The 19,517-nt window shown below is 63.1% G+C and carries 24 protein-coding genes; 8 read left to right on the plus strand and 16 right to left on the minus strand.

The genetic code is table 11. The features are described from left to right. Positions 1-65 precede the first annotated feature (65 nt). The 3 genes from F0A16_RS14470 to glnK all read left to right on the plus strand — a co-directional run bounded on the left by F0A16_RS14470 (position 66) and on the right by glnK (position 2,189). Positions 66-404, plus strand: a complete 339-nt coding sequence (locus F0A16_RS14470; protein WP_071231037.1) for a P-II family nitrogen regulator — start codon at positions 66-68, stop codon at positions 402-404. A 25-nt stretch (positions 405-429) separates the two neighbouring features. Then, positions 430-1,680, plus strand: a complete 1,251-nt coding sequence (locus tag F0A16_RS14475) for an ammonium transporter (RefSeq protein ID WP_149436113.1) — start codon at positions 430-432, stop codon at positions 1,678-1,680. Between the two features lie 170 nt (positions 1,681-1,850). After that, positions 1,851-2,189: a P-II family nitrogen regulator gene (glnK, locus tag F0A16_RS14480; RefSeq protein WP_075568466.1), complete on the plus strand. Its 339-nt coding sequence runs from the start codon at positions 1,851-1,853 to the stop codon at positions 2,187-2,189. A gap of 198 nt (positions 2,190-2,387) precedes the next feature. Here the strand turns inward: glnK and F0A16_RS14485 are convergent, their stop codons facing one another. Next, positions 2,388-3,164: a ferredoxin--NADP reductase gene (locus F0A16_RS14485; RefSeq protein WP_149436114.1), complete on the minus strand. Its 777-nt coding sequence runs from the start codon at positions 3,162-3,164 to the stop codon at positions 2,388-2,390. Positions 3,165-3,316: 152 nt separating this feature from the next. Here F0A16_RS14485 and F0A16_RS14490 point away from each other — a divergent pair, with 152 nt between their 5' ends. Beyond that, positions 3,317-4,243 (plus strand): LysR family transcriptional regulator, encoded by a 927-nt coding sequence (locus tag F0A16_RS14490; protein WP_149436115.1) that lies wholly within the window; start codon positions 3,317-3,319, stop codon positions 4,241-4,243. A 28-nt stretch (positions 4,244-4,271) separates the two neighbouring features. Here F0A16_RS14490 and F0A16_RS14495 read toward each other — a convergent pair whose 3' ends face one another. The 9 genes from F0A16_RS14495 to hemE form a co-directional block, all read right to left on the minus strand. Continuing rightward, on the minus strand, positions 4,272-4,688 hold the full coding sequence (locus F0A16_RS14495) for a baeRF12 domain-containing protein (protein WP_149436116.1): 417 nt from the start codon (positions 4,686-4,688) through the stop codon (positions 4,272-4,274). Positions 4,689-4,824: 136 nt separating this feature from the next. After that, a complete protein-coding gene (locus tag F0A16_RS14500) occupies positions 4,825-5,217 on the minus strand; it encodes a RidA family protein (RefSeq protein WP_239023842.1) in 393 nt (130 codons plus the stop codon). Positions 5,218-5,229: 12 nt separating this feature from the next. Beyond that, positions 5,230-5,958, minus strand: coding sequence for an amino acid ABC transporter ATP-binding protein (locus tag F0A16_RS14505; RefSeq protein ID WP_149436216.1), 729 nt, complete (start codon positions 5,956-5,958; stop codon positions 5,230-5,232). A 115-nt stretch (positions 5,959-6,073) separates the two neighbouring features. Continuing rightward, positions 6,074-7,186 (minus strand): amino acid ABC transporter permease, encoded by a 1,113-nt coding sequence (locus F0A16_RS14510; protein WP_149436117.1) that lies wholly within the window; start codon positions 7,184-7,186, stop codon positions 6,074-6,076. 1 nt (position 7,187) lies between these two features. Continuing rightward, positions 7,188-8,378 (minus strand): amino acid ABC transporter permease, encoded by a 1,191-nt coding sequence (locus tag F0A16_RS14515; protein ID WP_149436118.1) that lies wholly within the window; start codon positions 8,376-8,378, stop codon positions 7,188-7,190. Between the two features lie 85 nt (positions 8,379-8,463). Then, entirely contained in the window at positions 8,464-9,492 is a 1,029-nt protein-coding gene (locus tag F0A16_RS14520) for an amino acid ABC transporter substrate-binding protein (RefSeq protein ID WP_149436119.1), read from the minus strand. Between the two features lie 288 nt (positions 9,493-9,780). Beyond that, positions 9,781-10,188, minus strand: a complete 408-nt coding sequence (locus F0A16_RS14525) for a VanZ family protein (protein ID WP_239023843.1) — start codon at positions 10,186-10,188, stop codon at positions 9,781-9,783. After that, complete coding sequence (locus F0A16_RS14530) at positions 10,185-10,679, minus strand: thiol-disulfide oxidoreductase DCC family protein (RefSeq protein WP_149436120.1); 495 nt, start codon at positions 10,677-10,679, stop codon at positions 10,185-10,187. Before F0A16_RS14530 ends, F0A16_RS14525 begins: the two co-directional genes overlap by 4 nt. After that, positions 10,651-11,766 (minus strand): uroporphyrinogen decarboxylase, encoded by a 1,116-nt coding sequence (gene hemE, locus F0A16_RS14535; protein ID WP_149436121.1) that lies wholly within the window; start codon positions 11,764-11,766, stop codon positions 10,651-10,653. Before hemE ends, F0A16_RS14530 begins: the two co-directional genes overlap by 29 nt. A gap of 137 nt (positions 11,767-11,903) precedes the next feature. On the opposite strand from hemE, the gene ribA reads away from it, so the two are divergent. After that, positions 11,904-12,539, plus strand: a complete 636-nt coding sequence (ribA, locus tag F0A16_RS14540) for a GTP cyclohydrolase II (protein WP_149436218.1) — start codon at positions 11,904-11,906, stop codon at positions 12,537-12,539. A gap of 161 nt (positions 12,540-12,700) precedes the next feature. After that, on the plus strand, positions 12,701-13,387 hold the full coding sequence (gene trhA / locus F0A16_RS14545) for a PAQR family membrane homeostasis protein TrhA (RefSeq protein ID WP_149436122.1): 687 nt from the start codon (positions 12,701-12,703) through the stop codon (positions 13,385-13,387). 15 nt (positions 13,388-13,402) lie between these two features. Here trhA and soxR read toward each other — a convergent pair whose 3' ends face one another. After that, positions 13,403-13,876 carry a redox-sensitive transcriptional activator SoxR gene (soxR, locus tag F0A16_RS14550; RefSeq protein WP_239023844.1) on the minus strand — a complete coding sequence of 158 codons (474 nt, stop codon included), beginning with the start codon at positions 13,874-13,876 and terminating at the stop codon, positions 13,403-13,405. 311 nt (positions 13,877-14,187) lie between these two features. On the opposite strand from soxR, the gene F0A16_RS14555 reads away from it, so the two are divergent. Then, positions 14,188-16,047, plus strand: a complete 1,860-nt coding sequence (locus F0A16_RS14555; protein WP_149436123.1) for an ABC transporter ATP-binding protein — start codon at positions 14,188-14,190, stop codon at positions 16,045-16,047. Here F0A16_RS14555 and F0A16_RS14560 read toward each other — a convergent pair. From F0A16_RS14560 to F0A16_RS14570, 3 genes are all read right to left on the minus strand, one after another. Next, on the minus strand, positions 15,987-16,586 hold the full coding sequence (locus F0A16_RS14560; RefSeq protein WP_149436124.1) for a DUF421 domain-containing protein: 600 nt from the start codon (positions 16,584-16,586) through the stop codon (positions 15,987-15,989). The genes F0A16_RS14555 and F0A16_RS14560 overlap by 61 nt on opposite strands. Before the next feature lie 110 nt (positions 16,587-16,696). Then, positions 16,697-17,026, minus strand: a complete 330-nt coding sequence (locus F0A16_RS14565) for a DMT family transporter (protein ID WP_198655632.1) — start codon at positions 17,024-17,026, stop codon at positions 16,697-16,699. Next, positions 17,026-17,343: a DMT family transporter gene (locus tag F0A16_RS14570; protein WP_223119799.1), complete on the minus strand. Its 318-nt coding sequence runs from the start codon at positions 17,341-17,343 to the stop codon at positions 17,026-17,028. The genes F0A16_RS14565 and F0A16_RS14570 overlap by 1 nt, the downstream gene beginning before the upstream one ends. 104 nt (positions 17,344-17,447) lie before the next feature. Here F0A16_RS14570 and F0A16_RS14575 point away from each other — a divergent pair, with 104 nt between their 5' ends. Continuing rightward, positions 17,448-18,032 carry a TetR/AcrR family transcriptional regulator gene (locus F0A16_RS14575; RefSeq protein ID WP_187776026.1) on the plus strand — a complete coding sequence of 195 codons (585 nt, stop codon included), beginning with the start codon at positions 17,448-17,450 and terminating at the stop codon, positions 18,030-18,032. Here the strand turns inward: F0A16_RS14575 and F0A16_RS14580 are convergent, their stop codons facing one another. Together F0A16_RS14580 and djlA are read right to left on the minus strand one after the other, a co-directional pair. After that, positions 18,033-18,632 carry a methyltransferase domain-containing protein gene (locus F0A16_RS14580; RefSeq protein ID WP_149436126.1) on the minus strand — a complete coding sequence of 200 codons (600 nt, stop codon included), beginning with the start codon at positions 18,630-18,632 and terminating at the stop codon, positions 18,033-18,035. 100 nt (positions 18,633-18,732) lie between these two features. Continuing rightward, the gene (gene djlA, locus F0A16_RS14585; protein WP_149436127.1) at positions 18,733-19,509 is read right to left on the minus strand and encodes a co-chaperone DjlA; all 777 of its coding nucleotides are present in this window, start codon (positions 19,507-19,509) and stop codon (positions 18,733-18,735) included. Positions 19,510-19,517: the final 8 nt, after the last annotated feature.

Here is a 19,517-nt window from a genome sequence, read left to right on the forward strand (position 1 = left end):
ACGACAAATGGCATGTGTCCTGCCTGTCACCTGAAGGCGCAAGCCGATTACGGGAGAGACAAGGGATGAAACTCATCACCGCCATCATTAAACCCTTCAAGCTCGACGATGTGCGCGAAGCGCTGGCCGATAACGGCGTGCAGGGCATCACCGTCACGGAAGTGAAAGGGTTCGGTCGTCAAAAAGGCCATACAGAGCTTTACCGCGGCGCGGAGTATGTCGTCGACTTCCTGCCAAAAGTGAAAGTCGAGGTCGCTGTCGAGGACGACCGTGTCGATGGCGTTCTGGACTCGATCCGCAATGCCGCCAACAGCGGCAAGATCGGCGACGGCAAGCTGTTCGTCACGCCACTCGAAGATGTGATCCGGATTCGAACCGGGGAACGCGGGGCCGACGCCGTTTGACGGCGCGGAACGAGGAGACAAAAGAATGAATGATCAAGTAGTCCAACTTTCCTACGCACTCGACACCTTCTACTTCCTGGTGACGGGCGCTCTGGTGATGTGGATGGCGGCCGGATTCGCCATGCTCGAGGCGGGGCTGGTCCGCGCCAAGAACACCACCGAAATCCTGACCAAGAACGTTGTCCTCTACGCCATTGCCTGCACCATGTACCTGCTGGTCGGCTATCACATCATGTACTCCAGCGAGAGCGGCGGCTTTTTGCCCAACCTCGGCTTCCTGATCGGCGCGGAGAACAACGTCGACGACGTGATGTCCAGTGGCGGCGATGTCTACTATTCCGCTCGCTCCGACTTCTTCTTCCAGGTCGTCTTCGTCGCCACGGCGATGTCGATCGTCTCCGGCGCCGTCGCCGAGCGCATGAAACTGTGGGCATTCATGCTCTTCGCCGTCGTCATGACCGGCTTTATCTACCCGATTCAGGGCTACTGGAAATGGGGTGGCGGCTTCCTCGACGCGGCCGGTTTCCAGGATTTCGCCGGCTCCGGCGTCGTCCACCTGTGTGGTGCCACGGCCGCATTCGCCGGTGTGTTGCTGCTGGGCGCGCGCAAGGGCAAGTACGGCAAGAACGGCGCTATCTACGCGATCCCGGGCTCCAACCTGCCGCTGGCCACGCTGGGCACCTTCATTCTGTGGCTGGGCTGGTTCGGTTTCAACGGCGGTTCGGAGTTGATGGTTTCCAATGTCGATGAGGCCAATGCCGTCGCTCAGGTCTTCGTCAACACCAACGCGGCCGCTGCCGGCGGTGTCATCGCCGCGATCATCCTGGCCAAGCTGTGGTTCCGCAAGGCAGACCTGACCATGGCGCTCAATGGCGCGCTGGCCGGCCTGGTCGCCATCACCGCAGAACCGCTGGCCCCCACCGCCCTCGCCGCAACGCTGATCGGTGCCGTCGGTGGTCTGCTGGTGGTCATCGCCATCGTGACGCTCGACAAGGTGAAGATCGACGATCCGGTCGGCGCCATCTCGGTCCACGGTGTCGTCGGCATCTGGGGCCTGATCGCCGTACCGCTCTCCAACGGCGATGCCACGTTCGGTGCTCAGTTGCTGGGTATCGTGACCATCTTCGCCTGGACCTTCATCGCCAGCCTGGTGGTGTGGGGAATCATCAAGGCAGTGATGGGTATCCGAGTCTCCGAGGAAGAAGAATATGAAGGTGTCGATATCGCGGAATGCGGTATGGAAGCCTATCCTGAATTCAACGTCGGCAAGAAGTGAGCCGACACACCGAGTGAGCTGGCGTGCTCCCCTGGCCCCCTTCGGGGGGCCTTTTTTAATTCCCGCGACCGGCGGTGTATGCTTAAACTACTTAGTCGTCGAGCATTCGTAACGGCCACCCGAAGAGTTAAGCGCACACTATCCGCCTATCGCACGCGAGGAGAACTTCCATGAAACTGGTTACCGCCATTATCAAACCGTTCAAGCTGGACGACGTGCGTGAGTCTCTGTCCGAGATCGGCGTGCAGGGCGTCACCGTGACCGAGGTCAAGGGCTTCGGTCGTCAGAAGGGTCACACCGAGCTCTACCGTGGCGCAGAGTACGTGGTCGACTTCCTTCCCAAGATCAAGCTGGAGGTTGCTGTCGACGACGGCATGAGCGATCAGGTGATCGATGCCATCACCAAGGTGGCCAATACCGGCAAGATCGGCGACGGCAAGATCTTCGTCTCGCCGCTGGAACAGGTCATCCGGATTCGTACCGGCGAAACCGGCAAGGACGCAGTTTAAGTTCCAAGCTCGTGTGCAGCACCATCGATAAAGCCCTCGTCGACTATGGTCGGCGAGGGCTTTATCGTGCACGTTAAAACGTAGGCGAGCGATGGTCAGGCTAGGCAAAAACCGGCGAATAGACGGAGTTTACAGGGTGTAAATGAGCATTATGAGCCGATTTTTAACACCGCCTGACCGAGCGCAGCCACGTTTTGTTCACTTCTCGACGAAGGCCCGCTCGATGACATAGTCGCCCGGCTCGCCCATGCGCGGCGAGATGGAGAACCCGAGTTCGTCGAGCAGCCCGCTGGTCTCTTCGAGCATCGCAGGGCTGCCGCAGATCATGGCCCGGTCCTGCTTCGGATCCAGCGGCGGCAGGCCGGTATCCTCAACCAGCTTGCCGCTGCGGATGTGATCGGTCAGACGACCCATGGTGTGGAACTCCTCGCGGGTCACCGTCGGATAGTAGACCAGCTTGTCGCGAATCTCGTCGCCCAGGTACTCGTGTGCCGGCAGCTCCTTGGAGATGAAGTCGGCATAGGCCAGTTCGCTGACGGTGCGCACGCCGTGGATCAACACCACCTTCTCGTAGCGCTCGTAGACCTCGGGATCCTGGATCAGGCTCATGAACGGCGCCAGACCGGTGCCGGTGGAGAGCATGTAGAGGTTTCGCCCCGGCAGCAAATCGTCGCAGACCAGCGTGCCCGTGGGCTTGCGGCTGACCATGACCTGGTCGCCGACCTTGAGATGCTGCAGGCGCGACGTCAGCGGGCCATCCTGCACCTTGATGCTGAAGAATTCGAGATGGTCCTCGTAGTTGGGGCTGGCGACGGAGTAGGCCCGGACCAGAGGTTTGCCATTCACTTCCAGACCGATCATCACGAACTGTCCGTTCTTGAAGCGCAGACTACGCTCGCGCGTGGTACGGAAGCTGAACAGGGTGTCGTTCCAGTGATGAACGCTCAGGACTTCTTCCAGCGCAAACTTGCTCATGACCAGCTCCTTGCGATGACGATAATCGATAATAGCTAAAAGGCATAAACGAGATGCCGAGTAGATGTGCGAACTATAAAAACAGAATGGTATTCTGTTAAGTGGATTGTTTGGATAACCTATATCCACAAAATCGATAAAGGGCATTGCCCATGCGCTACACCCTACGGCAACTCGAGGTTTTCGTCGCGATTGCCCAGCATCAGAGCGTATCTCGCGCCGCGCAGACGCTCTCGATGTCGCAGTCGGCGACGAGTACCGCTCTGGCGGAACTGGAGAGACAGTTCGACTGCCAGTTGCTGGATCGGCTCGGCAAGCGGCTCAAGCTGAATGCGCTGGGCTTTCAGTTGCTGCCCAAGGCGGTCGCGCTGCTGGACCGCGGCGAGGAGATCGAGGAGCTGCTGCAGGGCCAGAGCGGCATCAGTTCCCTGGAAGTAGGGGCGACGCTGACGATCGGCAATTACCTGGCGACACTGCTGATCAGCGACTTCATGCAGCGCTATCCGGAAAGCCGGGTCCGGCTGCACGTCCGCAACACCGCCTCCATCGTCGAGCGCATCGCGCTCCACGAGCTGGATCTGGGCCTGATCGAGGGCGACTGCCAGCACGACGACATCATTATACAACCCTGGATCGAAGACGATTTGACCGTGTTCTGCTCGCCGCGCCACTCACTGGCCCAGGCAGGCAGCGCCGATGTCGAGCGGCTGCTGCGCGAAGCGTGGATCATGCGCGAGGTAGGTTCCGGTACGCGCCGGACGCTGGAACATGCCATGCGCCATCGTCGGGGACGCTTCAATATCTTGCTCGAACTGGAGCACACAGAGGGGATCAAGCGTGCCGTGGAATCAGGCCTCGGTATCGGCTGCGTCTCCCGCCTGGCGTTGAGGGATGCCTTTCGCCGCGGCAGCCTGGTGCCGATCGCGACACCGGAGCTGGATCTCACCCGACGCTTCGCCTTCATCTGGCACCGCCAGAAGTACCTGACGACCGGCATGCGCGAGTTCCTGCGCCTGTGCCGCGAGATGACCGCCGGCATCCAGCGTAGCGACGAGATCGATCTGCCGACGATCCCCTGAAAGGGTCATCGTCGGCATCCGTCGAGGGTCAGTCGAGCTTGCCGGCGATCTCCTCCTCGCTGGCTTTCGAGAGGTCCTTGTCGAGCGTCTGGATCACGCAGTCGAGCGTCGGCTTGTCGAGCTTGTCGCGCAACTGGCCCAGGAACTGTGGTGCGGCGATCAACACGAACTTGTCGGCCTTTCCCTGCGTCCTTGCGTTGCGCAGATAGCCAGCGACCTCCTTGGCGAAAAACATCGCCTGTTTCTCCGACGTGGCGTCGTCGTTGCCGGTCTGGCGCTGACTGGCCCCGGAGGTGGCCGAACCCTCGCCTCCCGTACGCAGGTCTCCCGTATGCATCCGGGATTCCGGATGCGTCAGCGTTTCGATTTCACGCAGTACTCGCGCCTCTCGGGCGAAGACACGGGCGCGCGATGCATCGGCGGCGACGACGAATATCTTGTCCATGATCACTCTCCCCTGTTCCGTGGATCGCGATCCCAGCTTGGTAGAGATTCCTTCATCGCTCAACCTTCATGCCTATACAGAGACGACTTCGCCCCGCAGGTGCGGGGCGAAGTCGCATGGACCGAACTTCGGTCGATCATTCCGCAGGTGGGACCCAGGCGATCATGTCCACCTCGACATCGGCACCGCCGGCCAGGCCGGTGACGCCAACACAGGTGCGCGTCGGCAACGGGTCCTCGAAGTAGCTGGCGTAGACGCCGTTCACCTCCTCGAAGTGCCCCATGTTGGTGATAAAGACGCGGCTCTGGACCACATGCTCGAAGCCGCTGCCCACGGCCTCCAACACGATCGCCAGGTTCTGCATCACCCGGTGCGTCTGCTCGGTGAACGTCCCCAGCAGCATCTCGTTGGTCTCCGGCACGGTCGGCATCTGGCCGGTGATGAAGACCAGATCGCCGACCCTGCAGGCGTGGGAGAACGGCGCGATTGGCTGCGGCGCGCCATTGACGAAGAGCTTTTCGATACCCATTTCCAAGTGCCCTCAGTGGCCCAGGATCTGGCTGAGAAACAGCTGCGTACGGTCCGAGCGCGGATTGTTGAAAAACTCGGTCGGCGGCGCCTCCTCGATGATCTGGCCCTGGTCCATGAAGATCACCCGGTCGGCAACGGTCTTGGCAAAGCCCATTTCGTGGGTCACGCAGAGCATGGTCATCCCCTCGTGGGCCAGCTCGATCATGACGTCGAGCACCTCCTTGATCATCTCCGGATCGAGTGCCGACGTCGGTTCGTCGAACAGCATCACCTCGGGACGCATGCAGAGAGCCCGGGCGATCGCCACGCGCTGCTGCTGGCCACCCGAAAGCTGGCCGGGATACTTCAGCGCCTGATCGGCGATCTGGACGCGCTCGAGATACTCCATGGCGCTCTTTTCCGCCTCGGCACGGGGCTTCTTCTGCACCCAGATCTGGGACAGGCAGCAGTTTTCGAGCACCGTCAGGTGCGGAAACAGGTTGAAGTGCTGGAAGACCATGCCGACATTGCGGCGAATCTGCTCGATCCGCTTGACGTCGTTGGTCATCGGCACGCCGTTGACCACGATCGAGCCCTGCTGATGCTCTTCCAGATGATTGATGCAACGGATCATCGTCGACTTGCCCGAGCCCGAGGGGCCACAGATGACGATGCGCTCGCCCCGGGTCACGGTCAGGTTGATGTCGCGCAGTACGTGGAAGTTGCCGTACCACTTGTTGAGATGATCGATTTCGATCATCGGTCCGTCGCTGCCGGGTGCGGTTGTTTCAGTCGCTGTCGCTTCGCTCATGGCAATGATTTCCTGATGACGCTCTTGTTGTATGTGGGCACGAGTGTCGGAAGTCCTGTCGCGCTCACCGTTTATGTCCGGTATTGAGACGACGCTCGATGTACTGGCTATAGCGGGACATGCTGAAACAGAAGATCCAGAAAACCGCTGCCGCGAACACGTAGCCCTCGGTGGAGAAACCGAGCCAGTTGGAGTCGGTCAGGCCGGCGCGAATGATCGCCAGCAGATCGAACAGGCCGATGATCAGCACCAGCGAGGTGTCCTTGAACAGCGCGATGAAGGTGTTGACGATCCCCGGGATGACCAGCTTGAGCGCCTGCGGCAGAATGATCAGCCCCATGCGTTGCCAATAGCTCAACCCCAGGGCCTGACCCGCCTCGTTCTGCCCCTTGCCGATCGCCTGCAGTCCGCTGCGGATCACCTCCGCCATGTAGGCGCTCCAGAAGAACATGATCCCGATCAGCGCCCGCAACAACTTGTCGAAATCCAGTTCGCCCGGCACGAACAGCGGCAGCATGACCGAGGCCATGAACAGGACCGTGATTAGCGGTACCCCCCGCCAGAACTCGATGAAGATCACGCAGACACCCTTGACGAAGGGCATCTTCGAGCGCCGCCCCAGTGCCAGGATGATACCCAGCGGCAGCGAGCCAACGATGCCCACCACGGCGATCGTCAGCGTCAGCATCAGCCCGCCCCAGGCACGAGTTGGCACATATTCGAGTCCGAACGAGCCCCCCACCAGCAGGAAGAAGGCGATGATCGGGAACACGACCAGCGTGAACAGCGCGACCCACTTCTTGCGTGGCATTCGGGGGACCGCCAGCCAGGCCACCAGAATCGCCAGCAGCGCGAAGACGATATCGACTCGCCAGCGCGCCGCTTCGGGGTAGAAGCCATAGACGATGGACTCGAAGCGAGCCGAGATGAATACCCAGCAGGCACCCTCGCCGGTACAGGCCTCGCGGGCGGTGCCGATCCAGTCGGCGTCGATCACCGCCCATTCCAGGAACGGCCAGACCAGTCGCGCCAGCAGCAGGATGACCACGATCGAGACGATGCTGTTGATCGGGCCGTTGAACAGATTGGCCCGGAACCAGCCGAGCACGCCCCGGCTCTGGTCGGGTGCCTCGCGCGCCTCGATCATTTGGGTGCGGAAGGTAGAGTCAGTCGTCATCTCAACGCTCCTTCAGCAGCGTGCGCGCATTGTAGAGGTTCATCAGGAACGACACCGTCAGGCTGATGACCAGATAGACCGCCATGGTCATGGCGATGATCTCGATCGCCTGCCCCGTCTGGTTGAGCGTGGTACCGGCAAAGACGGCCACCAGATCCGGATAACCGATGGCCGTGGCCAGCGAGGAGTTCTTGATCAGATTGAGATACTGGCTGGTCATCTGCGGAACGATGACCCGCATCGCCTGCGGAATGACGATCTTGCGCAGGGTGATAGCCTCCGGCAGGCTCAGCGAGCGCGCGGCTTCGGTCTGGCCGTGGGAGACCGACAGAATGCCCGAGCGCACGATCTCGGCGATGAAGGCAGCCGTGTAGATCGACAGCGCCAGCCACAGCGCCAGCAGCTCCGGCAGGATGTTGATGCCGCCGCGGAAGTTGAAGCCGGTCATTTCCGGTATTACCCACTCCAGCGGCAACCCCGTGGCAAGGAACACGATCAACGGCAGACCGATGATGATGGCTGTGCCGATCCAGTAGACCGGCAGCGCCTGGCCGGTATTCGCCTGACGCCGCTTGGCAAACAGCCCGAACAGGATCGCGGCGGCGATGGCGATCAACAGCGCCCACGGCGTCGCGGAGAAGCCCTCGAGCGGTTGCGGATCCGGCATCACCATGCCGCGCACGTTGAAGAAGAAGGCATCGAACAGCGACAGGCTCTGTCGCGGCGATGGCAGCGCCCGCAGCACGGCGTAGTACCAGAACAGGATCTGGACCAGCAGTGGGATATTGCGGAAAGCCTCGACGTAGATCGTCGCCAGACGCGCCAATAGCCAGTTGGGCGACAGGCGAGCGATACCGACCAGGAAGCCGATGATCGTCGCCGCCACGATCCCCAGTGCCGATACCAGCAGCGTGTTGAGCAGGCCAATGACGAACGTTTTGCCGTAGGTGCTATCGCTGGTGTACTCGATCAGTGTCTGCGGAATCGCGAAGCCGGCTCGACCTTCGAGAAAGCCGAAACCCGTATGAATGCCGCGGGCTTCGAGGTTGACCAGCGTGTTGTGGACCAGATAACCGACGAAAAACGCCAGGGCCAGAAACAGCACAGCCTGAACGATCAGAGCGCGGATGGCGGGATTTCGCCACAGGGGGCCCCGCCCCCGTCGCGGCAGGGTAGTGGATGGACGCAGCATGAGTTGTCTCTACTCGAGCGTTGAGAGGCACCGCGCCCCGGTGCTCAGACCAAAGGGGCGCGGTGTCGAGAGGACGGTTTGACGCTCAGCGAACCGGCGGGGCGTACTGGATACCGCCCTCGGTCCAAAGCGCGTTGATGCCGCGCTCGAGCTCCATCGGGGAATCCATGCCGACGGTACGCTCGAAGACTTCGCCGTAGTTACCCACCATCTTGACGATGTTGTAGGCCCAGTCGTTGCTGATGCCCATCTGCTCACCAAAGTTGCCGTCCTTGCCCAGCAGACGTGCCACGTCCGGGTTCGGCGGGTTGTCGCGCATCTCGTCGACGTTTTCGCTGGTCACGCCGAGCTCTTCGGCATCCAGCATGGCGAATAGGCTCCACTTGACGATGTTGAACCACTGATCGTCGCCCTGGCGCACGACCGGACCCAGCGGCTCCTTGGAGATACGCTCGGGCAGGATCACCACGCCTTCCGGGTCAGCGAGCTGCAGACGCAACGCCGCCAGCTGCGAGGAGTCGGAGGTCAGCACGTCGCAGCGGCCACTGTCGAAACCCTGAGCGGACTGATCGGAAGTGTCGAACGCGACCTGCTGGAACTGCATGTCATGGGACTTGAAGTAGTCGGCCAGGTTCAACTCGGTGGTCGTGCCAGACTGGACGCAGACGGACGCTCCATCGAGCTCGGTGGCACTCTTGACGCCCAGGTCCTTGCGGACCAGGAAGCCCTGACCGTCATAGAAATTGACGCCAGTGAAGTTCAGCCCCAGGGAGTTGTCGCGCGTGGCGGTCCAGGTGGTGTTGCGGGACAGCACGTCGACTTCGCCGGACTGCAGGGCGGTGAAGCGCTCCTTGGCGGTGAGCGGAGAGAACACCACCTTTTCCGGATCGCCGAGAACGGCAGCGGCAACGGCGCGGCAGACCTCGACATCGATGCCGGTCCACTTGCCATTTTCATCGGGTGAGGAGAAGCCGGTCAGACCCGTGCTGACGCCACAGGTGAATTCGCCGCTGCTTTTGACATCATCCAAAGTGGCAGCCTGAGCAGGGGTCACGGCAGCCGCGGCAAGCAGGGCGGCTGGCAGTACGATCAGGCTTTTGTTGTTGTGGCGCATATGGAATCAACTCCCTCGCGTTATCATTTGAGTGCATGCCGGAACATGCCAGATGAAATTAGCAAAGTTCGTTCCACTTTCGCGCCAAGGGCCGTAAAACCCTGTTTCAACGCTATCCTAGCACAGCCGCCCACGAGTGCATCGAGTCCGCCCGGCATCGGGAGCCGACGAAACGACAACAAATTGTTTCAAAACAGTGCTTAAATAACACAGCCGCACCATGATGGTGCTCGCTCCCGGGAGCTTCCGAAGCGGATGGCCGTCAAGGCATCGCGAGGCTATCTTCGACTATCGTTGAATTCCGCGATCGCGTCGGCGCCACATCCCGATCATGGACAGTGCCAACAGGGCGACGCTGGCCCCGAGCGAGTTGGCGAGGATATCGCCCCAGTCGCCGCCTTGACGTCCCGGCACCCACAACTGCAGGTATTCGACGACGACGCTGAACGCGACCGCCACCAGCCAGGCCAGGAGCCAGCGGCATCCCGCGACACGCAGCCCGGTCGCCAGGCCGGCGTAGGCGATGAAGTGATTGAACTTGTCCCAGGGCAGGTGCTGCGGCAAATCCGCCGCGGGACTCAAGCTCCCCCAGGCGATCCCGGCGGCCCAGACCAGCGTCAGCAGCGCCGCGGCGGAGCGCCGGAGACGCGGCGGCATGCTCTTGCCCCACCCGCGGCGGCGTCGGATTTCGCTCACGGCTCGTCCGCCAGTTCGGCAGGCAATCCACAGCGATGACAGAGTCCAGCGGGCAGACGATCCACCCAGCGAGGGTGATCCTCGAGGCGCGGAGCACCCAACGGGGAGAGCCGATGCCGGTGATCGCCAATGAAACGGTAGCCCCCATCGCGCAGGGGACGTGGGATCCAGCGCAGCCACTCGAGCTGCCGCCAACCACCCCGCAACCGGGTAGCCAGACGCCAGGCCGCGTCGCTGTTGCGACTGGGCTCACCGTCGACGAAATACCAGATGCTGTCGGATCGATCGAAGTCGATCCGGAAATGCTCGCCGAGCCGACGCGAGACCATCCCCTTCAGTCCAGCGATGCGCAGCCGGCTATCCGGACGCTCGTGGGCCAGCAGCCAGCGTACCGAGCGCCGGCAGAACGGGCAGTCGGCATCGAACAGCAACAGGCCGTCCCCGGCCTCGCCGCCGACGGACTCAACGATGGTAGGCGGGGCTGAGCTCATGCAGGGCGTCCATGAACGCGGTGACGTGATCCGGATCGGTGAACTGGCTGATGCCGTGTCCCAGGTTGAAGACGTGGCCTTCGCCCGGACCGAAGCTCTCGAGGATGCGGGCGACCTCCTCGCGGATCCGCAACGGCGGCGCGAACAGCACGTTGGGGTCGAGATTGCCCTGCAACGCCACACGGTTGCCGACGCGCCGGCGGGCGTCGCTAAGTTCGGTGGTCCAGTCCAGGCCCACCGCGTCACAGCCGCTGTCGGCGATCGACTCAAGCCACTGCCCGCCGTTCTTGGTGAACAGGATCACCGGCACGCGGCGGCCGTCGTGCTCCCGGATCAGGCCATCGACGATGCGCTGCATGTAGGCCAGGGAGAATTCGCGATACGCGGGCGTCGACAGGGCGCCCCCCCAGGTATCGAAGATCTGCACCACCTGGGCACCGGCGCGGATCTGGGCATTGAGATAGTCGGTCACTGCCGTGGCCAGTACGCCCAGCAAAGCATGGAGCGTGTCGGGATCGCCGTAGAGCATCGCCTTGAGATGGCGGAAATCCTTGCTGGAGCCGCCTTCGACCATGTAGGTCGCCAGCGTCCAGGGACTGCCGGAGAAGCCGATCAGCGGTACGCGGCCGTTGAGCTCGCGACGGATCGTGGCGACGGCGTTCATCACGTAGTCGAGATCGCGCTCGGCCGACGGCGCGCTCAGGGCAGCCACGTCGGCAGCGGAGCGCACCGTCTTGCGGAACTTGGGCCCTTCGCCGGTCTCGAAATAGAGCCCGAGCCCCATGGCGTCCGGGATGGTCAGGATATCCGAGAACAGAATCGCCGCGTCCAGCGGATAACGTTCGAGAGGCTGGAGCGTCACTTCGCAGGCCAGCTCGGTGTTGCGACACAGATCCATGAAACTGCCGGCGTGGGCCCGGGTCTGGCGATACTCCGGCAGGTAGCGGCCCGCCTGTCGCATCATCCAGACCGGCGTGCGGTCCACCGGTTGGCGGGCCAGCGCCCGCAGCAGGCGGTCGTTATGCAGCGCAGGCGGCTGGACATCGTCGGAAAGCGCCTGCGACGGGAGATCACGGGACAGAGTCATGACGGCCTTTTGCGTTCGAGATTTGCCGGCATTGTAACGGATCGGCCGCCAGGCCTGTTATAATGCCGCCCTTTTTAATTGCCCGGCGCTCCCGGCCGGCATTCGACGCCGGAGCCCCTCCCAATCGCGAGGTCATCGTGACGATCCGCTTCATCGCCGCATCGCAACTACCCACCCCCTGGGCGACGTTCATGCTGCACGGCTTCCAGGAAGAGGCCACCGGCAAGGAGCACGTCGTGCTCACCCTTGGCGACGTCACCACGCCGACACCGGTCCTTGCGCGGGTGCACTCCGAATGCCTGACCGGCGACGCCCTGTTCTCGATGCGCTGCGACTGCGGCTATCAGCTCCAGGAAGCGCTCAAGCGGATCGCCGACGAGGGGCGTGGCGCCCTGCTCTATCTGCGCCAGGAAGGCCGCGGTATCGGCCTGCTCAACAAGATCCGTGCCTATGCGCTGCAGGACGATGGTGCCGACACCGTCGAAGCCAACGAGCGCCTGGGTTTCGGTGCCGACCAGCGCCGCTACGATATCTGCGTGCCGATGCTGGAACACCTTGGCATCCGGTCGCTGCGGCTGATGACCAACAACCCGCGCAAGGTCGAGGCGCTGAGCCAGGATGGCGTCGAGATCCACGAACGCCTGCCGATCACCACCGGTCGCAATCCGTTCAACGAGCACTACCTGACCACCAAGGTCGGCAAGCTCGATCACATGATGGATCTCGACGATTTCACGCCCGCCAGCGACGTGGATATCGAACGCGACGCCTGAGCGACCGACCCCTCGCTGCCGGACTTCTATCGGCGTCACATCGGCGTCATCATGGCCGCACAGACTGAACCCCGATGTCTCGATTCAGTCACAGAAGACAGCTTTCCGAATTCTGCCGCCGTGGCGGCGGCCGCCTCGATTGCAGTGAGGTTTCGAAAATCATGTCAGACCTGCCGCCAGAACCCTCCAGTCACCCTGAATCCGGCGAGTTCACCCGCCTCGAGGAGTGGCTGCACAGCATCAGCCACGGCATCGGCGCGGCACTGAGTCTCGTCGGCATGATCGTGTTGATCGTGCTCGCCAGCATCGCCGCCCACGTCGACCCCTGGAAGATCGTCAGCGTCTCGCTCTACGGCAGTTGCCTGCTGCTGCTCTACACCGCCTCGACCCTCTATCACGGCTTTCGCGGCCAGCGCCTGAAGCGCGTCTTCCAGGCCTTCGATCACTGCGCCATCTACCTGCTGATCGCCGGCACCTACACGCCATTCCTGCTGGTCAACCTGCGCGGGCCGATGGGCTGGGCGCTGTTCGCCGTCATCTGGAGCCTGGCGCTCGGCGGTATCGCGCTGCGTCTGATCTGGCCCCATCGGTTCGGCATACTGCGCGTGTTCATCTACCTGATCATGGGCTGGCTGATCCTGATCGCCTCCGACAGCCTCACCGCACAGCTATCCCCCACCGGCCTCGCCCTGCTGGTGGCTGGCGGCATCACCTACACCTTGGGCGTGATCTTCTACGCCATCCGAGCGATTCCGTTCCATCACGCAATCTGGCACCTGTTCGTGATCGGCGGCAGCGTCTGTCACTTCCTGGCCGTCTACACCGCGGTGCTGCCGTTCGAGACCTGAGCCCGGTTGCCGGCGTTATCGCTCCAACCGCTGCGCCCCCTCGCCGTCGCCGCCCAGCACGTCGCCCGGGTTGCGCAACGGACACTGCGACAGCGACAGGCAGCCGCAGCCGATGCAGCCGTCGAGCTGGTCACGCAGTTGGGTGAGATGGGCGATGCGCGTATCCAGCGCCACCCGCCAGCGTTGCGACAACCGCCGCCAGTCCGCCGCCGTCGGCGTGCGCGAGTCGGGCAGCGCCGCCAGTGCTTCGCGGATCTCCGTCAGCGGTACCCCGGTGCGCTGGGCGATCTTGATCACGGCCACACGGCGCAATACGTCCCGGGTGTAACGCCGCTGATTACCGGCATTGCGCCAGCTTTGGATCAGCCCCTTGGTTTCGTAGAAGTGCAGCGTCGATACCGCCACGCCGCTGCGCCGGGCGACATCGCCGACGCTCAAAGCCTGTTTGGTGGCGGAGAGCGATCCACTCCGCGGCATCTTCGTCGTCATGCTCCACGCTTGACCTCAAGTTTGCTTTAGGAATTAGAGTGCAGAAATTCCCATATCCCCGCAAGAGATCGACGCCATGCCATCCGACACCTTTGATCCAAGCCCGAGCAGCACTCGACCGCCGACGAGCGCCGACAGCCGCCGAGGTCCTCCCGCGTCCGGCGGCCGTCCCGTCCGCGGCTGGCGCCAATCGATGACTCCGGGATAACCGAACCGGCGTACAATCACGGCTTTACCGCCGCACCCGAGCGACTGATCGCCAGCGCCCGCGTGTCGTCGCCCCGATCATGCAACAAGACCCCAGGATTGCCATGTTTCGCTGGTTCGAAAACCGCCTCGATCCCTTTCCGCCGCAGGAGCCCCAGCGCCCACCCGAGACTCTGGTCGCCTTCTGCCTCCACTACACCCGCGGTGCCTGGCCGTACCTGCTGACGGCGACGGCGCTGATGGCACTGATCGCCGGCATCGAAGTGTGGATGTTCGGCTTTCTCGGCAACATCGTCGACTGGCTCGCCGCCCAGGATCGCGAAACGTTCCTCGCCAACCAGGGCTGGAAACTGGCCGGCATGGCCTTCGTCGTACTGATCCTGCTGCCCGGCCTGGTGTGGCTGCACTCGCTGTTCCAGCAGCAGACGATGATGGGCAACTTCCCCATGCGCATCCGCTGGCAGGCGCATCGCTACCTGCTGCGCCAGTCGATGCATTTCTATCAGGACGAGTTCGCCGGACGCATCGCCACCAAGGTGATGCAGACCTCGCTGGCCGTGCGCGAATGCGTGATCAAGCTGTTCGACGTGCTCAACTACGTCAGCGTCTATTTCCTGGGCACGCTGCTGCTGGTGGGCAATGCCGACTGGCGTCTGGCAATGCCGCTGGTGGTGTGGCTGGCCGGCTACCTGGTGCTGCTGCGAGTGTTCGTGCCGATCATGGGCCGGGTGTCGAAATCACAGGCCGACGCCCGTTCGCGCATGACGGGGCGCATCGTCGACAGCTACAGCAACATCCAGACCGTCAAGCTGTTCTCCCACGCCCAGCGGGAGGCCTCGTTCGCCAAGGAAGGGATGCACGGCTTCCTGGTCACCGTCTATCGCCAGATGCGACTGGTGACAGGGCTCTACGGGATGCTCTACCTGCTCAACGCGCTACTGCTGTTCAGCGTCGGCTGGCTATCCATCGCGCTGTGGCTGGGGGAAGCGATCAGCGTGGGCGCCGTCGCCGTGGCGCTGGGACTGGTGATGCGCCTGTGGGGCATGTCGCAGTGGATCATGTGGGAAGTTTCAGGCCTGTTCGAGAACATCGGCACGGTACAGGACGGCATGGCGACACTGTCGCTGCCGCGCCAGATCGAGGACGCGCCTGATGCCAGGCCGCTCGCCATCGATCGCGGCGAGATCGCGTTCGACCATATCCGCTTCCACTACGGCAAGGGCGGCGGCGTGATCGACGACCTGTCGCTGACCATCCGGCCCGGCGAGAAGATCGGCCTGATCGGTCCGAGCGGCGCCGGCAAGTCGACCCTGGTCAACCTGCTGTTGCGCTTCTACGAGCTGGAAGGCGGAGCGATCCGCATCGACGGCCAGAACATCGCTGACGTGACCCAGGAGAGCCTGCGCGCCAAGATCGGCATGGTTACCCAGGACACCTCGCTGCTGCACCGTTCGGTGCGCGACAACCTGCTCTACGGCCGCCCCGACGCCACCGACGAGATGGCATGGCAGGCGGCGAAGCAGGCCCATGTCTCGGACTTCATCGAGTCGCTGCGCGACGTCCATGGTCGCGAGGGCTTCGAGGCCCATGTCGGCGAGCGCGGGGTCAAGCTCTCCGGCGGCCAGCGACAGCGTCTCGCCATCGCCCGGGTGATGCTCAAGGATGCGCCGATCCTGATCCTCGACGAAGCCACCTCGGCGCTGGACTCCGATGTCGAGGCGGCGATCCAGGAGAACCTCGACCAGTTGATGCAGGGCAAGACGGTGATCGCCATCGCGCATCGCCTCTCCACCATTGCGGCGATGGACCGGCTCGTCGTCATGGAGCGCGGGCGTATCGTCGAACAGGGCAGCCATGCCGAATTGATTCGCCAGAACGGTCTCTACGCGCGGCTGTGGCGGCGTCAGTCGGGCGGCTTCCTGGAAGCGGAGGCCTCACCGCCATCGACCCAGGAGATTCGCTGAGCCGAGCGCCGCGGCGGATACCCGGGTTGCGGCCAGCCCCGGGAAGACGGCAGACCCGCCACCCCCTGTAGCGCCGAGTCGCTGCGGCCGGCGTCCGGGATCACGCTGAAAGTGCCGTCGGTCTCCAGCACCACGGCATGGACGCCCTCGACGTCGGCGATACCGCTCTCGCGGATGGCCGCGCGCACCTCGGCTTCGACGACACGCTCCCGGCTCATGGTCGCCTGCTGAAAACGCCCCTGGAAAAGCAGCAGCGTCGGTTGCGACTTGACCAGGTTCTTGATCGCGCGGAAGCGCACCGAGGTGAACGTGATCGCGAACTGCAGCACGACGATCAGCAGGAAGGCGGTGAGGCTTTGCGCCAGCGACACCTGCGTGGACACCAGTGCCGTCGACAGCGTCGACCCCAGCGCGATGGTCACCACGAAATCGAAGGCATTCCATTTCGACAACGTACGCTTGCCGGAGAGCCGAATGATGGCGATAAGGACCAGATAGCTGATGACGCCGACGACGATGGTGTATAGGACAGGCGGCATGAACGAACCCCGTGAACGCGTGAGCAGCGACCTGTCAGCCTAGGCGGCATGCGCCGATGCCGCCAACCGCGACCTTCCGCTTGCGACGCGGGGCTTCGGTCAAGAGTTCTTCAACTCACCAGTTTCAGACCCACCACCGCCGAGACGATCATCCCCACGAAGGCGAGTCGCAGCGGACGCCGCGATTCGCCCCACAGCAGCATGCCCATCAGCGTGCTGCCGAGGGTGCCGATCCCGGTGAAGATGGCGTAGGCCACGCCCATGTCGATGGAGCGCATCGCGATCGACAGCAGGCCCAGCGAGCTGCCGAAACCGACGACGAGCAGCAGCAGGCCGTGCAGGCGCTGGCCGCGATTGAGGCGGTCGAAGCCGGCGACGCCGACGATTTCGAAAGCGCCCGAGACCAGCAGCGCGATCCAGTGCAGTGTGGTCGGTTCCATCAGTCGCTCACCCGTTGCAATCCGATCACGCCAGCCAGCAACAGCGCGATGAAGGCCAATACCGGCCAGTGAAACGCCACCCCGAACAACAGCCAGTCGGCGACGGCCGTGCCCGCCGCGCCCAGGCCGACGAAGACCGTATAGACGGTGCTGGTGGGCATGTAGCGCACCGCCCGCGAAGCGAGCCACAGGCTGGTGACCGCCAGCATGACGGTAAGCACCCAGTCAGGCACGCTTTCGGCATGCTTCAGGCCGGCTGCCCAGCCGACCTCGGCCAGGCCGGCCAGCGGCAGGATGATCCATTGCGGTCGCATCATGACTTGCACCACTCGGCAAAGAATGACTAACTAACGGTCGTTAGTTTATTTCGCCCTACCAAACTTGGCAAGCTACGCCCTCAATCACACTGGAAGACGACCTCTTGAACACCCGCGACCGCCTCAAGCAGATCGGCCTCTCGCTATTCGCCCGCCACGGCTACGAAGCCACGACGCTGGCGCAGATCGCCTCCGCAGCGGGCATCAAGAAGCCCTCGATCTACAATCACTTCGACAGCAAGGCAGCGCTGTTCCTGGAGCTGTCCCGCGATGCCGACGACGACATGATCGCGCTGATCGACGCCAGCCTGGCCGAGATGGCGGACGCCCCGTTCGAGCAGCGGCTGCGACACCTGCTGCAGCAGTGCGCCACGTTCGCCTATCGCGAGCATCAGGGTGTTTTCTACAAGCGCTTTCTGCTGTTTCCTCCCCACGATCTCGTCGCCGAGGCCGAGGCGATTACCGAACAGGGCGAGTCACGAATCGATCGGCGCCTGCTCGCCTTCGTCCAGGCCGGGCACCGAGCCGGCGCCCTGCGCGAGACGCTGGCCGACGATCACTTCATCGCCGCCTTCTACTGCATCATCGACGGGCTGCTGTCGGAAACCTTCATGTACGAAAGGCCGGAACTGGAACGCCGGTTCGAAGGCGTCTGGTCGGTATTCTGGACGGGCGTGAAGGCAGGCTGATCAGCCTTCGTCGGGCTTGCGATAAGCCTGATAGCAGTGCTGGTTGCGCTCGAGGGCGATCAACGAGTGGGTGTCGAGGCCGGGAATATCGGCAATTTCCATTCCATCCAGCGCGGCGATGGTGTCGGGCGGGCAGTTGTTTCGCGGCGATATATCGTTCCACCCCAGCAGGAACAGGCCGCCGGGCTTGAGGCAGGTCGTCGCGCCGGCAAAAGCGGCTTCCACCGCGTCGGGCTCGTCCAGCCCCCACCCCAGCACACCGTTGCAGATAACCGCATCGAGGCTGTTTGCCGCGACATGCTCGGTGATGTTGGTCATGTTGGCCACGATATGCGGGTCACCGCCGAAAGCCGCCTTGGCAGGATCGATCTCCATCGTCATGACACGCTTGCGCGGCAGCAGCCCAGGATAGTGGCGGGTATACCAGGCACACCCGACGAGCAGCAGCGACTCCACCGCCGGATCGCGGTTGAGCGCAGGCAACACCACGTCCTCGAGCAGTCGTCGGTCGCCGTAGCGGTAACGCAGTATCCATCCACTCTTGTCGATCGTACCCAGCATTCGGGCGGCGGTGCGGTAGAGATCGGCCTTCGCTGGCATCCAGTCACGTCCTTGTCGTGGCAGTCTCGGCGTTCGAATCTCCATCTAAGCGTGTTAACTGCCACGAGACAATAGCGACCGATATCGTCTCGAGACAGCGTCAGCCTGCGCGCTGCTCCCGTGTCTTCTTGATCAGATCGTAGGCGTTGCTGATCTCGCTGGTGCGCTCCTTGGCCATCTCGCGCATGCTCTCGGGCAGCCCTTTGCCGGCCAGCTTGTCGGGATGATTCTCGCTCATCAGCTTGCGATAGGCGCGCTTGAGCTCGGCGTCGGAGGCGTCCTCGGAGACGCCCAGCACGCGATAGGCGTCTTCCAGCGACTGACCGCTGCTCGCTCCGCCGGCTCCCTGATGGGCGCCGCCGCGCAACATCGCTTCGATCTGCTGGATCTCGGCTTCGGAGAAGCCAAGACCTCTAGCCACGCGAAGCAACATGTCATGCTCGGCGGGATGCATCTGGCCGTCGGCGGCGATCGCCGCCAGTTGCACCTGCAGGAACACCTGCAGCAGCGCGCGCTGGCCGCCGGTAACGCGTCGGACCGTTTCCACCTCGGCGTCGAGGTCGAACTCCGGCGACTTGCCGCGATTGAATGCTGACTTGGCCCGCTCGCGCATCTCCCCGCTCAGATTGAGGCGATCGAACAGCATCTCCGCCGTGCGGATCTCGTCTTGAGTGATATGGCCGTCGACCTTGCACACGCAGCCCATCACCGCGAAGGTCGACTCCAGGAACTGGTGCTGGATATTGACCACGCGCCCCACCAGCGAGTTGCGCAGTTTCCGGCTGATCCACCAGCCGATGGCGGCACCGATCAGAAGGCCCGGCAATTTGCCGAAGAGATAGCCGATGGCGGCGCCGATCAGAATGGCAATTGACATGAAAGTCC

The sequence above is a fragment of the Salinicola corii genome (assembly GCF_008298015.1).
Taxonomy (GTDB): Bacteria; Pseudomonadota; Gammaproteobacteria; order Pseudomonadales; family Halomonadaceae; genus Salinicola; species Salinicola corii.

Excerpts from the sequence above, each read along its gene's own strand:
- F0A16_RS14580 (WP_149436126.1), bottom strand. The coding sequence starts at position 18,632 with ATGCCAGCGAAGGCCGATCTCTACCGCACCGCCGCCCGAATGCTGGGT.
- soxR (WP_239023844.1), bottom strand. The coding sequence starts at position 13,876 with ATGACGACGAAGATGCCGCGGAGTGGATCGCTCTCCGCCACCAAACAG.
- trhA (WP_149436122.1), top strand. The coding sequence starts at position 12,701 with ATGTCAGACCTGCCGCCAGAACCCTCCAGTCACCCTGAATCCGGCGAG.
- F0A16_RS14475 (WP_149436113.1), top strand. The coding sequence starts at position 430 with ATGAATGATCAAGTAGTCCAACTTTCCTACGCACTCGACACCTTCTAC.
- F0A16_RS14495 (WP_149436116.1), bottom strand. The coding sequence starts at position 4,688 with ATGGACAAGATATTCGTCGTCGCCGCCGATGCATCGCGCGCCCGTGTC.
- F0A16_RS14500 (WP_239023842.1), bottom strand. The coding sequence starts at position 5,217 with ATGGGTATCGAAAAGCTCTTCGTCAATGGCGCGCCGCAGCCAATCGCG.
- F0A16_RS14520 (WP_149436119.1), bottom strand. The coding sequence starts at position 9,492 with ATGCGCCACAACAACAAAAGCCTGATCGTACTGCCAGCCGCCCTGCTT.
- hemE (WP_149436121.1), bottom strand. The coding sequence starts at position 11,766 with ATGACTCTGTCCCGTGATCTCCCGTCGCAGGCGCTTTCCGACGATGTC.
- F0A16_RS14530 (WP_149436120.1), bottom strand. The coding sequence starts at position 10,679 with ATGAGCTCAGCCCCGCCTACCATCGTTGAGTCCGTCGGCGGCGAGGCC.
- glnK (WP_075568466.1), top strand. The coding sequence starts at position 1,851 with ATGAAACTGGTTACCGCCATTATCAAACCGTTCAAGCTGGACGACGTG.
- F0A16_RS14470 (WP_071231037.1), top strand. The coding sequence starts at position 66 with ATGAAACTCATCACCGCCATCATTAAACCCTTCAAGCTCGACGATGTG.
- F0A16_RS14490 (WP_149436115.1), top strand. The coding sequence starts at position 3,317 with ATGCGCTACACCCTACGGCAACTCGAGGTTTTCGTCGCGATTGCCCAG.
- F0A16_RS14485 (WP_149436114.1), bottom strand. The coding sequence starts at position 3,164 with ATGAGCAAGTTTGCGCTGGAAGAAGTCCTGAGCGTTCATCACTGGAAC.
- F0A16_RS14565 (WP_198655632.1), bottom strand. The coding sequence starts at position 17,026 with ATGGAACCGACCACACTGCACTGGATCGCGCTGCTGGTCTCGGGCGCT.
- F0A16_RS14515 (WP_149436118.1), bottom strand. The coding sequence starts at position 8,378 with ATGCTGCGTCCATCCACTACCCTGCCGCGACGGGGGCGGGGCCCCCTG.
- F0A16_RS14505 (WP_149436216.1), bottom strand. The coding sequence starts at position 5,958 with ATGATCGAAATCGATCATCTCAACAAGTGGTACGGCAACTTCCACGTA.
- F0A16_RS14560 (WP_149436124.1), bottom strand. The coding sequence starts at position 16,586 with ATGCCGCCTGTCCTATACACCATCGTCGTCGGCGTCATCAGCTATCTG.
- F0A16_RS14555 (WP_149436123.1), top strand. The coding sequence starts at position 14,188 with ATGTTTCGCTGGTTCGAAAACCGCCTCGATCCCTTTCCGCCGCAGGAG.
- F0A16_RS14510 (WP_149436117.1), bottom strand. The coding sequence starts at position 7,186 with ATGACGACTGACTCTACCTTCCGCACCCAAATGATCGAGGCGCGCGAG.
- djlA (WP_149436127.1), bottom strand. The coding sequence starts at position 19,509 with ATGTCAATTGCCATTCTGATCGGCGCCGCCATCGGCTATCTCTTCGGC.
- F0A16_RS14570 (WP_223119799.1), bottom strand. The coding sequence starts at position 17,343 with ATGATGCGACCGCAATGGATCATCCTGCCGCTGGCCGGCCTGGCCGAG.